Source organism: Gracilibacillus saliphilus, from assembly GCF_010994085.1.
In the GTDB taxonomy this organism is placed as follows: Bacteria; Bacillota; Bacilli; order Bacillales; family Amphibacillaceae; genus Gracilibacillus; species Gracilibacillus lacisalsi.
Window position 1 is genome coordinate 1 of the sequence record NZ_WJEB01000024.1, and the last position, 14,718, is coordinate 14,718.

Here is a 14,718-nt window from a genome sequence, read left to right on the forward strand (position 1 = left end):
CCGGTAATATATTCACTGAATCCATTATAGGATGCCAGTCCATATATACCATACTCTGTCTTCTTTAGTATATCAAATGCCTTCGTATTTTGGTAGGCATCCAATACATGATCCGTGGCTTTTACACCTTTCGACATCGTGTAAGCTGTTTTTCCACCTTTCAGTGCTCTTCCTGCCCAACCTACTACAGGGATAAATCCAGCTGCTGCCAATGATCCTGCCGTCACACGTTCGGCAGTCGTTAATTTTTCACCAGTAACCGGATCTACTCCTGTCGATGCACGCTTGGCATCGTAATAACCGGTTATTTCACCTGTAAACGTACAGACTGTATCCCACGCTTTTTCGTACCATGGGCGATTTTCCATTTCCTCTATTTTAGCTTGTAATTCACGATTTTCCTGTAATTCCTCCTGGTACTGCATATAGGATGAAGTAAGCTCCTGTGCATCTTGCCTTGCTTGATGGACTTCACTTTGCTGATAGATGATTTCATTAAAATGAACGGGAGAAATTTCTCCACCCTGAGATGAAGCATGAAGCATTTCTTGTATTAAACCGACAATCACTTGTTCATGGAGAGATGACTGATGATAATGATCCAATAAGAGCTGATCAAATTCCCTTACTTTCTGTTTGGTTTGTTTCCGTTTATCCTCAGCATCTTCCATCCGTTCTTCAAAGTCACTCTTGGAAAAAACGTCTAATGAAACGAGGTCATTGATACGTGAAAAGATCGATTGCAAATTGGATTGCTGGGCATCGACCAGATTGAATGCCTTTGAAGTACTATTGGCAAGTTCTCTTTCCAAAAAGGGGACTTCCACCAATGTTTTTCCACCTAATTCGAAATCATCTGCCATTCCTTCTATTCCTTGAAAAAAAGCTATTTGCATATCAATGAAATCAAGCCAAGCTTCAATGACATCGATTTGCGCACGATAAAATCCTTTAATTGCATTAGCACTCTTCCCAGTAAAATCATTTAAATCAACAATTTGCTGAAAAGCAGTTCTTAATGTTTCTAGTTGTTCACTTAAAGCCTTATATTCCTGTGCCCTAGCTTCTACTGTCTCGACTAGCGATTTAGTTTCCAACGTTTCAGTTGAGCTCATCGCTTCCTCTCCCTTTCCATCTTTCTACCTTCCAATTGCTTCATCTTGTTCTTTTAGTTTTTTCACACTTTCTCTTGTGTCTGCCAGGTTTTTTTCTACCGTTTCAATATATTGAAATAAAAATTCATGAATCATTTCTTCCCGTTCCAACCATTCATTCGTGAATTTTAGTTCATTTTTACCATAAGTGTCAGTAGGCTTCGGTAATTCTAATTGGGATAAGCAATTTCTCGCATTTTCAAGTTGCGCCATAACAGAATGAAAATGGAGCTTGATTTCCGTTCCACCACCAGCAGTACTACTTAATCTTATGTTCATTAGAACAACCATCCTTTTAATTCGTTAATTTTTCGTCCGAATGCTTCCACAGCTTCTTCACCTTGATCCAATAATCGATCCGCCTGATAAGCAATCGAACTGGCAATATCCAGTGTATTTTGTTGAAGCTTTAGTTGACTTATTTCCCAATCTATCCGGTAGATGTAGTGATCATAATTACTAATCTTCGTTTTCATCACTTGATAAGCTTCACGGCGATCCTCGTCAAACTTATTGGCTTCTGTACCCTCCCATGAAAGATCTAAAGAAGGTTTTTCAATTTGTTTAATTTCGATGAATGCTTGATCCTGTTCAGCTTCTATGTCACGTTTCGCTTCTTTTAACCTTTCTATCTTTTGTTCTATATCCGCTGAACGATTAGAAATAATATAAAATGCATTACTTAAAAAATCAGAATCTGACAATCTGTACACCTCCGTAACATATGATAGAGTAAGACTATGATCAGTGGCCGACTGATCATTAGGGGGTTAGCCACGCTTTATTCCTTCAATTCACTTGAACTTTGAAGTGGAAGTTTTACGCACTATTAACACATAATAAACTATTCATCTAATAAATCATTATAAATAAAAAATAGCAGAATAATCCAGAGAATATATGTATTTTTTGGAAAAACAGATATATATTCCTATTTAATTATCATCTTTTTATTTTCTGTTACTTTCGAATCAGTTTTATAACAAAAAAAGCAGAGACGGTAATACCGATCTCTGCTTAAGAGGAAGACTTCCAACAAAACTTCAGGAAGTCATTATTACTCCATAAAGTCATAAGGTGAAAAATCTTCTTGACCTACTTCTACAGCAAGGAGTTGTTCATCTGCTGTTAATTTCTGCTCTCCTTCATTTTCTGCTTTATTTTCTTGTACTTGGAATAATTCATGTAAATAAGTAATAAGTGATGTATAACGTTGATTAGTATCTTCTGTTTGCACCCCTCGTAAAAATGCTGATTTATCACCACACATGACAAGCGATTGTTTAGCACGGGTAATCGCTGTATAAATCAAATTTTTGCGCAGCATCCGATTGTATCCCGGGATAATTGGCAAAATGACAATTTGAAATTCACTACCTTGTGACTTATGAATTGACGTACAGTAAGCATGCATCAGATTCATCAAATCTGCTTTAGCATAAGCAACTTCTTTGTCGTCAAAACTTACAACAACTTGTTCCTCTTGGTCAACATTCTCATCTTTTTCAAAAATGGCGACAACTTCGCCTATATCACCATTAAACACACCATCTTCTGGTTGATTGACAAGTTGGATGACTTTGTCCCCTTTGCGAAAAACAGTATCACCAAAACGCATTTCCCTTCTACCTTGTTGTGGCGGGTTGATCACTGCTTGGAGCTCTGTGTTTAACCGGTGAATACCTGCTTTTGAACGGTACATGGGAGCTAACACCTGAATTTGCCGTAAGTCCACTCCTTTGTCATGAGCTTTTTTCACTACTTGCGTTACAATATCAACGACCTGATAATCCGGGCACGTTAAAAAGTTAAAATCATTTGCTTTGGTTAAGCTATCTGGCTGTACATGATTGTTTTTGATTTCATGAGCAAGCTGAATGATTTTGGAGCCTTCCTTTTGCCGGTACACTTCCTTGAGTGAAACGGAAGAGACGACCTCGCTTTTTAACAGATCTGCAAGCACCTGTCCTGGGCCAACGGATGGCAGTTGGTCTTCATCTCCTACAATTACTACTTGCATATCATCTGGAATCGCACGAAACAATTGATAGGCAAGCCATATATCAACCATCGAAAATTCGTCAATAACGAGAATTTTTCCTTCCAGCTTATTATTTTCATCTTTATCGAAAGTCTCATTGCCATCCCAACCTAATAGACGGTGAATCGTCACACTGTCAATGCCTGTGGACTCTTTCATCCTTTTGGCTGCACGACCAGTTGGCGCAGTTAACACAAATGGATATTCTTCGTCTTCTTTATAATCATCTCGATCCAATGAAAGATCATGAATCTCAGCATAAGCATTGATAATTCCTTTAATAACCGTGGTTTTACCGGTACCTGGTCCACCAGTTAAGATGAATATTTTCTCTGATAATGCGGTTTCTAGTGCCTGATATTGCTCTTTTCCATAACTTAAAACTTCTTCTTCCTCAATAGAACCAACAATTTTTAACAATTCTGCATCCGTAAATGTTCGGTCTATTTTTTTGTCAGCAATTCGTTTTATTTGAGCGCAAAATCCTGTTTCTGAGTAGTATAGGGACGGTAAATAGACTTTTTTGTCCGTTACAATGATTTGTTTTTCTGTATTTAGCTCCACAATTTGAGCAGTCATTTTGTCGACATCGATCTGGTTTGCTTCCCCATCTAATAATTGATCCATTTCATATAATAACTGATCAATCGGTAAATAAACATGACCATCCTGAATACTGTTTTGCAGAATATAAACACACGCTGCTTGTAATCTAGTAGGATGATCAATCGGAATGTTATTCTCTTTAGCCATTTGATCGGCTCGTATGAAACCAAAGCCTTCCACTTCAAATACGAAAGCATACGGATTGGTTTGCAATGTTTCTAAAGTATTTTCTTTAAAAGCTGTATACATTTTCTGAGCCATTTTCAGGCCGAAACCATATTTCGACAATGCAATGACAATATGTTCAAACCCTTGATTTTCTTGCAGGATCTGATAAATTTTTTCCTGTTTGTCTTTCGCTAATCCTTTTACCTGAGCCAGAACAGATTGATCGTTCAGAATCTGGGATAGAGCTGATTCTCCTAATGTATCGACAATCCGTTCTGCTGTTTTTTTTCCGATACCCGGAAATAGATCACTTGATAAATAAGCTATCACGCCTTCCTTCGATTCAGGAAGAAAACGTTGATAGCTTTCCACTTGGAATTGACGACCAAATCGTTTATGATCAACAACCCTGCCATAGAACTCATATGTCTCACCAGGGTCTAAGCGCCGGAAATATCCTTTCACGACGACTTCTGTTTCATCAAATTGTTGATTAGTTTCGAGAATCTTGATCTTTGCAATGGAAAAATGCTCTTGTTTATTTTCGAATATAGTATGAATCATTTCACCTTTTATGAAATTTTTTTGTTCGGCTGGTTGGCTATTCTCCATTACAAAGACCTCCATTTCTTACTGGTTTTCTTCGAGCATTTTTTCAATTTGCTGTTTACCATTTCCTGCTAATAAGTGATCAGGTTGAATTTCAAGTGCTTGATGAAAATGCGCCAATGCCTGTTCAACATCTTCATCATATAAGGCGATAACCCCTAAATTATAGTGAGCATCACTATGTTCTTTTTGTAACTCCAATACTCTTTCAAAAGTTGATTTGGCAAAGTCCAGTTGCTCAGTTTGTGCTAGTGCCAGTCCATATTGAAATTGCACATCCACATCATCAGGGCTTAGTTCGCTTGCTCGTTGTAGATATGGAAGTGATAATTTAAACTGCTCATCGTATAAAAATGTCATTCCTAACATAAAATACGGATCCGCTTCTTCCAAGCCAAGACTAATTGCTCTCTGAAAATATTCTTTTGCCAAGTCATATTTCTCCTGTTCAAACTGAACATTTCCCAATCCATAATAAGCTGTTGCTGCTTTTTCATCGAGCTCTGTTGCCTTTTGATAAAATCGTTCAGCTCGCTCATAATCTTTCATATGTAAAAGTAGATTACCAAAATTGATATAATGAACGGGATCTTGTGGATTTTTTTCAATCGCATCTGTAAAGTATTGTGCTGCATCTTCTAGCTTGCCTTCTTTCATATACTGAATCCCTTGGTCCATTTCAGTCATGTTAAAACCTCCTGTTGTTATTTTAGCTTAATTGTGAATTAGCGTGCAAGCACTGTCTGCGGATTGATCGTATGATGACCAATTCTGTATCTGAATATCGCATTTGTCTTTTATCAGATTGATGAGAGACACTTTTTTGTGATTTGCTCTACTTTTGTCCTTCATCGAGCTTATGATGGACACTTTTTGTTGATTTGTTCCTCTTTTGTCCTTCATCGAGCTTATGATGGACACTTTTTGTTGATTTGTTCCTCTTTTGTCCTTCATCAAGCTTATGATGGACACTTTTTGTTGATTTGCTCTTCTTTTGTCCTTCATCAAGCTTATGATGGACACTTTTTGTTGATTTGCTCTTCTTTTGTCCTTCATCAAGCTTATGATGGACACTTTTGTTTTATCTTTTCACCTTTTTTAAGCGAAAGGGGACAGCACATTAATATGCTGCCCCTCTAAATCATCCTACATAATCTAAATATTTATCATCTTTAATAATCTCATCGATTGTTCCACCACCCAAGCAGATTTCATCTTGGTAAAAGACGACTGCTTGTCCTGGTGTAATCGCACGCTCTGGATTATCGAATATGACTTTAGCAGTACCATCTTCATTTGGATAAACAGTTACTCCATTGTCTTTCTGACGGTAACGGAATTTTGCCGTACAATGGAAAGCTTCTGTGGGTGCTTCATTAATCCAATTAATATCCGTTGCAATTAGTGCGTCGGAATATAATGCATCGTTATGGTAATCTGCTCCAACATAGAGTACATTGTCTTCTAAGTTTTTACCAACGACAAACCATGGACCACCTGGACCACCGATACCAAGACCTTGACGTTGGCCGATCGTATAGTACATCAGACCGTCATGCTCACCTTTTACTTCCCCGTCCAATGTCATGATTTTACCTGGTTGGGCTGGTAAATATTCACTAAGGAATTCTTTGAAGTTTCGTTCGCCGATAAAACAGATTCCAGTACTATCTCTTTTGTTCGCTGTAGCGAGTCCGTTTTCTTTGGCGATACGACGTACTTCCGTTTTTGGTAAGTTTCCTAGTGGGAACATAACTCTTTTTAACACATCTTCAGACAGTTGATTTAAGAAGTATGTTTGATCTTTATTATCATCCACACCACGTAACATTTCTGCACGATCACCAGTCTGTCTTACTTGGGCATAATGTCCTGTTGCGACATAATCAGCACCGAGTGAAAGGGCATGGTCTAAAAATGCTTTAAATTTAATTTCTTTATTACACATTACATCAGGATTCGGAGTTCTACCTGCTTTGTATTCATCTAAAAAGTAAGTAAATACTTTATCCCAGTATTGTTTTTCAAAGTTGACGGCATAGTATGGGATATCAAGTTGATTACATACCCGAACAACATCATCGAAATCTTCCGTTGCCGTACATACACCAAATTCATCGGTATCATCCCAGTTTTTCATAAAGATACCAACAACATCATAGCCTTGTTCCTTTAACAGAAGGGCTGTTACGGATGAATCGACACCACCACTCATACCGACAATTACACGTGTATCTTCATTTTTTTTCATTGTTGTCACCACCTTAGTTTGTGAGTCTTTGGACGATTTTCGCCACTTTCTCTGCTGCCTCTGCTATATTTTCCTGAGTATTCGCTAATCCGAAGCTGAAGCGAATCGAATTAGTCGTACAGCTACTATTTTCCGTATACATCGCGCTTAACACATGAGAAGGTTCAACTGACCCTGCTGTACAAGCACTTCCGCTTGACGCTGCTACACCACTCAAATCAAAATTGGTTAATAGCGCTTCTACATTGGTTCCCGGGAAGCTTACGTTAATAATGTTTGGTACGCGTTCACTTTTTTCACCGTTAAGTGAAAAATTGACATTTTGGTCACGGAGTATTTGCAAAAAGAGATCGCGATAGTCTTGATATTGTTGATATCGTTGTTCTCTTTCTGTCTGGGCAAGCTGAATTGCTTCTGTAAATCCGGCAATCGCTGCAACATTTTCCGTACCTGGACGACGTTTACGCTCTTGTTCTCCACCATGCTGTAAGGCTTGTAACGTTACATCTGGATGAACATATAAAAACCCTAAACCTTTCGGACCGTTTATTTTATGAGAAGAAACAGTTAACAAATCAACTTTAAGTTCCCCAACATCTATCGGTAACATACCATAAGCCTGAACAGCATCTGTATGAAAGTAGGCTTGATGATCCGCTAGCAATTCACCAATTTCTGCAATCGGCTGGATCACACCTGTTTCATTGTTTACCATCATGACGGTCACAAGTATGGTATCGTCACGCAAAGCATTTTTCAATTGTTCAAGATTAATTACACCGTGTTCATTTACATCTAAATACGTTACATCAAACCCTTGTTTTTCAAGATATTCAGCCGTGTGTAATGTTGCATGGTGCTCGATTTTTGTTGTGATAATATGTTTCCCTTTATCTTGATTGGCTAGCGCAACTCCGGTTATAGCGATATTATCTGCTTCAGTTCCACCACTTGTAAAAACAATATCCTTTTCGGTAGCTTTTATAGATTGGGCTGCAACCGATCGTGCTTTATCTAAAACCTGTCTAGCTTTCCGTCCAAATGAATGAATACTAGATGGATTACCAAAATTCTCTTGTAAGCTTTCTGTCATTGCCTCGGCAACTTTCGGGTGTACCGGAGTTGTCGCGGCATGATCTAAATAGATAGCTTTCATTACTTTCAACTCTTTTCTTTAAATGTAGAACATGTAAGGATCCTGTACACCTTTTTCCCCGTAAGTGGACAAGTCCTCTAATGTGGTTGTATCCAGTACATCTTTCACTGCATCACGAATTCTGATCCAAAGTTCCTGTTTGGCTGGCTCTTCCTCTTCAATTCCCTCAACCGGAGTGATTGGTCCTTCTAGAATTCGGATGATATCTCCAGCTGTTATCTCATTCGGTTCTTTTGCCAATACATAACCACCATATGCGCCACGAATACTTTTTACTAAGCTTGCATTTCTCAATGGGGCAACTAGTTGCTCTAAATAGTGTTCTGATAAATTGTTTTCTTTGGCGATACTTTTTAACGACATCGGGCCGTTGCCATTATTTTTGGCCAGCTCGATCATAATCGTAAGTCCATATCTCCCTTTCGTAGATATCTTCATGATTACACCTCATTTTTCCCCTTCAAATTATCTATATACAATGTTCGTCATTAGTTGTTATTATAGCATGAATGATATACTAATTGCAGAACAATTCATAGCAGGTAAAAAGAAACAACGAACGCAATTAGCTAAGTATTTCTCATCATTACATACTTGCCTATATTAAGAAAGCAACTAAAAAATGTCAAGTTGCTTGCTCTAGAAGTAATAGAAAGGATGTTACCATGGCAAATCAACCACTTGCTTTTCGAATGAGACCAAAAAATATAGATGAAGTAATTGGACAACAACACTTAGTAGGAGGTGGCCAAATGATCAGGAGAATGGTTGATGCAAACCGACTCCATTCAATGGTATTCTATGGACCTCCAGGCACAGGGAAAACCTCTATGGCAATCGGTATTGCAAATAGTTTAGGTATTCGCTATAAACTATTGAATGCAGCTATTGATAAGAAAAAAGATATGCAGATTGCTGTAGAAGAAGCAAAAATGTCGGGACAGCTTGTTGTTATATTAGATGAGGTACACCGACTTGATAAGGCAAAACAAGACTTTCTTTTGCCACATGTAGAATCGAATCTAATTACATTAATCGGTTGTACGACATCAAACCCTTATCACTCGATCAATCCTGCGATCCGTAGTCGTTCTCATATTTTTGAACTCTTTCGGCTTGAACCTTCAGATATTATCGAAGCATTAGATCGTGCGATTGCTGATGAAGAAAATGGTTTAGGGAAGTTGCCACTTGTGGTGGAGGAAGAAGCGAAAGAACATTTCGCTAATGCCTGTAATGGTGACTTGCGGGCTGCCTTGAACGGACTAGAACTAGCAGCCTACTCTACGCCTCAAACCGATGATCAGATCGTGATTGATTTAGCGAATGCTGAAGCTTGTATGCAAAAAAAGAGTTTCTCCCATGACAAAGGTGGAGATGCCCATTACGACGTATTATCTGCTTTTCAAAAGTCAATCCGCGGCAGTGATGTTGACGCTGCATTACATTATTTAGGACGACTAATCGAAGCTGGTGACTTAGAAAGTATTGCTCGGAGAATGCTGGTTTGTGCATATGAAGATATTGGACTTGCAAATCCGCAAGCTGGTCCAAGAGCATTAGCTGCAGTCGAGACCGCTGAACGTGTGGGCTTTCCGGAAGCACGTATCCCTTTATCTGTGGCTATTGTCGAGCTATGTTTGTCTCCAAAATCGAATAGTGCTTATTCAGCACTGGACGCAGCACTTGCTGATATTCGTAGTGGTGATACCGGTGAAATACCTGCACACTTAAAAGATGCGCATTATAAAGGAGCATCAGCCCTTGGTCGTGGAGTTGATTATAAATACCCGCACGCCTATGAAGGCGGCTGGGTTAAGCAACAATATTTACCCGACAAAATCAAACATAAACAATACTATCAGCCTAAGGATACGGGGAAGTTTGAAAAAAATTTACAACAAATATATCAAAAAATGAAAAAATAGTGTTTAATTCACTCCTTTTCTGGTCACAATAGCAAATAAGTTAATCTATTCGTACGATTATCAATCTATTAGAAAAGCAAAAAGCGCCCGATCAAAAATGTATGACCTGCGCCCGTTCAACACGGATGGATCGAAGTTGCCACGCAAAGTGGCGCTTTTAATCGATCATACATACGTAGGAGATAAAGGAATCACAGTGACGAAGGAACTGATGATGACTTGTCGCACAAAGCTGAAGGAAGGGCACTAGTTTTTGGGTGCTTGGAGCTAGACATCTCTGTTTGCTTAACTATCTATTAAAAAAATATATCAGAACCAAACAAGGAGTGAACATCCATGGCGAAAGTACGTCAAGATGCATGGTCACATGAAGATGACCTATTATTAGCAGAAACAGTATTACGACATATCCGAGAAGGGAGTACGCAATTAAGGGCTTTTGATGAAGTAGGCGATAAATTAAACCGCACTTCAGCAGCTTGCGGATTCAGATGGAATGCCGAGGTGCGACAAAACTATGAACAAGCTGTACAAATTGCGAAAAAACAACGGAAAGACAGGAAAAGAGCACTTGCCAAACAAAATAATGTTTATACACCTCCTAGTGTACAAACTAGTCAACAAGAAAATGAGACAAATAGAACGATTGAAGAAGAAGTATATTCGATGTTGAATTGGAATTCCAATCGTGAACAAGCTCAACCCGAAACTACTCCGGTTACTGAGTCTTATCAGGAAGAATATAGTATAGATCTAGATCAAGTTATTCGATACTTACAATATTTGAAGAAAGAGCAAAAACTAGCACAATCTTCAAAGGCCAGTAACCAAAAACTAGCGCAAGAAAATGAGCAACTACAAAACCAATTGGAAAATGAACAAAAAAGAGTAAAAGAATTAGAGAAGGAATTACAAACGATGAAGGAAGACTACCAAGCCTTTATGCAAATTGTTGAGCGAGCTAGAAAGATGGTAGTATTTGAAGAAGAAGAAGCACGTCCGATTCCAAAATTCCGCATGGATAAAAACGGAAACTTAGAACAAGTAGCAAAATAATGAAGCAAAGGCAGCTACCTTCAGAAGCTGTCTTTTATTTTTGTACTCGAAAGCTATTCTCGTAGTCACTTTTTCCTTTTTTAGCTTTCTTTTGTCTGTGAGAAACATTGGTTGTACTACAATTTTGTCTGCTATGTAAAATCGACTCTTTTCTAAAAAACTAATAAGAATATCTTCAATTCTAAATCACCACGAACCTTCATATCTGGTTCTATTCTCTTCTACATATAGAAAAGACACACCATGAAAATGGTGTGTCTGTTAATTTTAAATCGACAATCCCAATTGTGCCGTCGTAAGTGATGAAGTTTTGATCCCGCTCCTAGCAGGTGGGTGCCCTGTCCTATACTTCATGCTTCCGCTATTTTTCATATAAGTAAAGCGGCATGCACACCATATAAGAACGCCGGGCTCCCGATGTAATTGGTGTTCGGTCAAAACGTCAATAATCCGACGAACACATCAGGATTTTTGTTATCTTGTTGTTAACTACATAATAGCATATCGAATTTTGGAATTCAAGGGTATTACTTTACAATACCTTAACCATTTCTTTACATTTATTTTAATTTTAAATGTAATTCATTTAACTGTTTACTATCAACAGGACTTGGTGCCTCTGTCATTGGATCTGATGCTGATGCTGTTTTCGGGAATAAAATGGTATCACGTAAATTCGTGCGACCTGCAAGCAACATAATAAAACGATCAAATCCGAAAGCAATACCTCCATGTGGTGGTGCACCGTATTCCAATGCATCAAGTAAGAAACCAAACTGAGATTCTGCTTCTTCTTTCGTGAATCCAAGTTTTTCAAACATTTGATTTTGCATTTCACGTTGATAAATACGAAGTGAACCTCCACCTAGCTCATATCCATTCAATACTAGGTCATACGCTTGTGCACGAACTGCTCCAGGATCTGTATCCAATTTGTCAAAATCAGACTCAAACGGCATTGTGAATGGATGGTGAGCTGCATGGTAGCGCCCTTCCTCTTCATCATATTCTAATAGTGGCCAGTCTGTGACCCAGAGAAATTCAAATTTACTTTTATCAATTAAATCGTGATCTTTAGCCAACTTCAAACGTAATGCACCTAACGTGTCATATACGACTTGTTTTTTGTCAGCTACAAAGAACAGAATGTCCCCTGGATTAGCATCAAGCATGCTGCGGAATTGTGCTTGTTCTTCTTCTGAGAAAAATTTGGCAATAGGTCCTACTAAGGCTTCTTCTTCTACTTTCAGCCAAGCTAACCCTTTTGCACCATAGATTTTTGCGAAGTCTGTCATATTGTCCAAATCTTTACGAGAGTAATGTTCTGCTTTTCCTTTTAAGTTAAGAGCACTTACTTTCCCACCATTTTCAACTGCTTGGCGGAATACTTTAAAGCCAGAATCCTTCACTACTTCGGAAAGTTTCACTAACTCCATATCAAAACGTACATCTGGTTTATCTGAACCAAAACGCTCCATTGCTTCATCATATGGCATACGATGGAATGGCGTTTCAATATCTAAACCTTTCACATCTTTCATTACTTTTTTCATCATGTTTTCTGTCATTTCTAAAATATCGTCCATTGACATGAAAGATGTTTCGATATCAATTTGAGTGAATTCCGGTTGGCGATCAGCACGTAAATCTTCATCACGAAAACAACGAGCAAATTGATAATACTTTTCAAAACCTGCAACCATTAATAATTGTTTAAACAATTGTGGTGATTGTGGCAAAGCGTAAAAGTAACCTTCATGTACACGACTAGGCACTAAATAGTCACGTGCACCTTCTGGTGTACTTTTTGTCAGCATAGGTGTTTCCATTTCTAAAAAGTCTTCACTGTTTAAAAATTCGCGAATGGACTGTGTTGCTTGGTGACGTAACTTAAATGTTTCCTGCATTACTTCACGACGCAGGTCTAAATAACGGTATTTTAATCGAATATCTTCTGATACATCGATGTCATCTGTTAACGTAAATGGAGGTGTTTTTGCCTCATTTAACACATTTATTTCACTTACGATAACTTCAATATCACCTGTATCGATTTTTGGATTAACCGTTTCAGCATCTCTTTCTACCACTTCGCCTTTTACTTCAATTACATATTCACTACGGACACTGTCTCCAACCTCATGTGTTTGTTTACTGTTTTCAGCATTAAAAACGATTTGGACAACGCCAGATCGATCTCGCAAATCAATAAAAATAATTTCGCCAAGGTCACGACGTTTTTGTACCCAGCCTTTGAGTGTAACTTCTTGATTCACGTGATCTTTTCGTAAAGTTCCTGCTAAAGTTCGCATGATTCTCCCCCTTATAAAATCCCTTGCATGTGTTCTGTTAATTGATCTAAAGCAACTGTTTCTTGGTCACCAGTCTCCATGTTTTTTATGGCGATTTGATTATTAGCTAATTCATCATCGCCCAGAACTAGTACATATTTTGCTTGAAGACGATCAGCTGCTTTAAATTGTGCTTTAAATTTTTTTGCTTGATAATCCTTATCTACCTGAATACCTGCTTGACGTAATTCATTAACAATTGCTGCTACTTTTAGATTGGCAGCATCCCCTAATGATACAACATAACAATCCAGCTTGCTGTCAATTGGCAATTCAACACCTTCTGCTTCTAATGCCATCAGTAGACGTTCAATACTTAGCGCAAAGCCAATTCCAGGTGTTTCAGGTCCACCAAGATCTTGAACCAATCCATTGTACCGACCTCCGCCAGATAATGTGGTAATTGCTCCAAACCCTTCTGCATTACTCATAATCTCAAATGCGGTGTGGTTATAGTAATCAAGACCACGTACTAAATTTGGATCCACCTCGTATGTTATATTCATTGCATCTAAGTATGCTTTTACCTTTTCAAAATAAGCTTCTGATTCGTCATTTAAGTATTCTAAAATAGATGGTGCATCTTGCATTTTGGGATGTTCGCGGTCTTTCTTGCAATCTAATACACGTAAAGGATTTTGTTCTAAACGTGTCTGACAGTCCTCGCACAATTCTTCTTTCACTGGTGTAAAGTGATCGATTAACGCTTGACGGTGATTTTCTCTGCTTTCCTGATCACCTAGACTATTTATCACAAGCTTTAATGACTGCAAGCCTAATGTTTGATAAGCATTCATTGCTAATGAAATAACTTCAGCATCGATCGCGGGATCAGCACTTCCTAATGCCTCTACACCATATTGTACAAATTGTCGCATTCTGCCTTGTTGAGGTCTCTCATAGCGAAACATTGGTCCTATATAAAATAGTTTTGTCGGTTGATTAGGAGAACCAAACAACTTATGCTCAACAAATGAGCGAACAACTGAAGCTGTTCCTTCTGGTCTTAAGGTAATACTTCGATCTCCTTTGTCAAAAAAAGTATACATTTCTTTTTGGACAATATCTGTTGTATCACCGACACCACGCTGAAATAATTCAGTATGTTCAAAGATGGGTGTGCGAATTTCTTGGTAATGATAGTTATTGCTTAATTCCTTCAATTTTCCTTCGACATATTGCCATTTTTCCGTCACACCAGGTAACAGATCTTGCGTACCTCTAGGTGCTTTCATTAGATCTCCCCCTCACACATTCTCTAGATTAATGGACATAAAAAAACTCCCACCCCTAAAAAAAGGGACGAGAGATTACCCGTGTTGCCACCCTAGTTGAAGTATAATTACTTCCACTCAAACAGTTAACGCCTGTTACGTTCATACCTACTCTATTCGGTAC

Annotated in this window: 12 protein-coding genes, 1 other RNA gene and 1 other annotated feature (1 of these 14 only partly in view); of the genes, 2 read left to right on the forward strand and 11 right to left on the reverse strand. The window is 38.3% G+C overall.

The genetic code is table 11. The features are described from left to right. The 8 genes from GHT08_RS15060 to cymR all read right to left on the reverse strand — a co-directional run. Positions 1-1,115 (reverse strand): ribonuclease YeeF family protein (locus tag GHT08_RS15060; protein ID WP_163582249.1); only part of this gene is annotated, 1,115 nt, incomplete at its 3' end. Positions 1,116-1,139: 24 nt separating this feature from the next. Then, a complete protein-coding gene (locus GHT08_RS15065; RefSeq protein ID WP_163582251.1) occupies positions 1,140-1,433 on the reverse strand; it encodes a YwqI/YxiC family protein in 294 nt (97 codons plus the stop codon). After that, positions 1,433-1,858, reverse strand: a complete 426-nt coding sequence (locus GHT08_RS15070; RefSeq protein WP_163582253.1) for a YwqH-like family protein — start codon at positions 1,856-1,858, stop codon at positions 1,433-1,435. Before GHT08_RS15070 ends, GHT08_RS15065 begins: the two co-directional genes overlap by 1 nt. A gap of 353 nt (positions 1,859-2,211) precedes the next feature. Further along, positions 2,212-4,581: an SF1B family DNA helicase RecD2 gene (recD2, locus tag GHT08_RS15075; RefSeq protein ID WP_163582255.1), complete on the reverse strand. Its 2,370-nt coding sequence runs from the start codon at positions 4,579-4,581 to the stop codon at positions 2,212-2,214. Positions 4,582-4,599: 18 nt separating this feature from the next. Further along, a complete protein-coding gene (locus GHT08_RS15080) occupies positions 4,600-5,265 on the reverse strand; it encodes a tetratricopeptide repeat protein (protein WP_163582257.1) in 666 nt (221 codons plus the stop codon). 454 nt (positions 5,266-5,719) lie between these two features. Continuing rightward, on the reverse strand, positions 5,720-6,829 hold the full coding sequence (gene mnmA / locus GHT08_RS15085) for a tRNA 2-thiouridine(34) synthase MnmA (protein WP_163582259.1): 1,110 nt from the start codon (positions 6,827-6,829) through the stop codon (positions 5,720-5,722). 13 nt (positions 6,830-6,842) lie between these two features. Further along, positions 6,843-7,985 carry a cysteine desulfurase family protein gene (locus GHT08_RS15090; RefSeq protein ID WP_163582261.1) on the reverse strand — a complete coding sequence of 381 codons (1,143 nt, stop codon included), beginning with the start codon at positions 7,983-7,985 and terminating at the stop codon, positions 6,843-6,845. A gap of 18 nt (positions 7,986-8,003) precedes the next feature. Beyond that, a complete protein-coding gene (gene cymR / locus GHT08_RS15095; protein WP_018931487.1) occupies positions 8,004-8,423 on the reverse strand; it encodes a cysteine metabolism transcriptional regulator CymR in 420 nt (139 codons plus the stop codon). 227 nt (positions 8,424-8,650) lie between these two features. On the opposite strand from cymR, the gene GHT08_RS15100 reads away from it, so the two are divergent. Both GHT08_RS15100 and GHT08_RS15105 read left to right on the forward strand, forming a co-directional pair. Continuing rightward, the gene (locus GHT08_RS15100) at positions 8,651-9,913 is read left to right on the forward strand and encodes a replication-associated recombination protein A (protein WP_163582263.1); all 1,263 of its coding nucleotides are present in this window, start codon (positions 8,651-8,653) and stop codon (positions 9,911-9,913) included. A 336-nt stretch (positions 9,914-10,249) separates the two neighbouring features. Further along, on the forward strand, positions 10,250-10,969 hold the full coding sequence (locus tag GHT08_RS15105; RefSeq protein ID WP_163582265.1) for an RsfA family transcriptional regulator: 720 nt from the start codon (positions 10,250-10,252) through the stop codon (positions 10,967-10,969). 274 nt (positions 10,970-11,243) lie between these two features. Here the strand turns inward: GHT08_RS15105 and ssrS are convergent. From ssrS to hisS, 3 genes are all read right to left on the reverse strand, one after another. Then, a non-coding RNA gene (gene ssrS, locus GHT08_RS15110) (6S RNA) lies at positions 11,244-11,441 on the reverse strand. Positions 11,442-11,529: 88 nt separating this feature from the next. Then, the gene (gene aspS, locus GHT08_RS15115) at positions 11,530-13,281 is read right to left on the reverse strand and encodes an aspartate--tRNA ligase (protein WP_163582267.1); all 1,752 of its coding nucleotides are present in this window, start codon (positions 13,279-13,281) and stop codon (positions 11,530-11,532) included. An 11-nt stretch (positions 13,282-13,292) separates the two neighbouring features. Beyond that, positions 13,293-14,555 carry a histidine--tRNA ligase gene (gene hisS, locus GHT08_RS15120; protein WP_163582269.1) on the reverse strand — a complete coding sequence of 421 codons (1,263 nt, stop codon included), beginning with the start codon at positions 14,553-14,555 and terminating at the stop codon, positions 13,293-13,295. Between the two features lie 60 nt (positions 14,556-14,615). Further along, positions 14,616-14,718, reverse strand: a binding site (T-box leader); it runs 112 nt beyond the window's last position.

Excerpts from the sequence above, each read along its gene's own strand:
- GHT08_RS15080 (WP_163582257.1), bottom strand. The coding sequence starts at position 5,265 with ATGACTGAAATGGACCAAGGGATTCAGTATATGAAAGAAGGCAAGCTA.
- cymR (WP_018931487.1), bottom strand. The coding sequence starts at position 8,423 with ATGAAGATATCTACGAAAGGGAGATATGGACTTACGATTATGATCGAG.
- recD2 (WP_163582255.1), bottom strand. The coding sequence starts at position 4,581 with ATGGAGAATAGCCAACCAGCCGAACAAAAAAATTTCATAAAAGGTGAA.
- aspS (WP_163582267.1), bottom strand. The coding sequence starts at position 13,281 with ATGCGAACTTTAGCAGGAACTTTACGAAAAGATCACGTGAATCAAGAA.
- GHT08_RS15090 (WP_163582261.1), bottom strand. The coding sequence starts at position 7,985 with ATGAAAGCTATCTATTTAGATCATGCCGCGACAACTCCGGTACACCCG.
- GHT08_RS15100 (WP_163582263.1), top strand. The coding sequence starts at position 8,651 with ATGGCAAATCAACCACTTGCTTTTCGAATGAGACCAAAAAATATAGAT.
- hisS (WP_163582269.1), bottom strand. The coding sequence starts at position 14,555 with ATGAAAGCACCTAGAGGTACGCAAGATCTGTTACCTGGTGTGACGGAA.
- GHT08_RS15105 (WP_163582265.1), top strand. The coding sequence starts at position 10,250 with ATGGCGAAAGTACGTCAAGATGCATGGTCACATGAAGATGACCTATTA.
- mnmA (WP_163582259.1), bottom strand. The coding sequence starts at position 6,829 with ATGAAAAAAAATGAAGATACACGTGTAATTGTCGGTATGAGTGGTGGT.
- GHT08_RS15065 (WP_163582251.1), bottom strand. The coding sequence starts at position 1,433 with ATGAACATAAGATTAAGTAGTACTGCTGGTGGTGGAACGGAAATCAAG.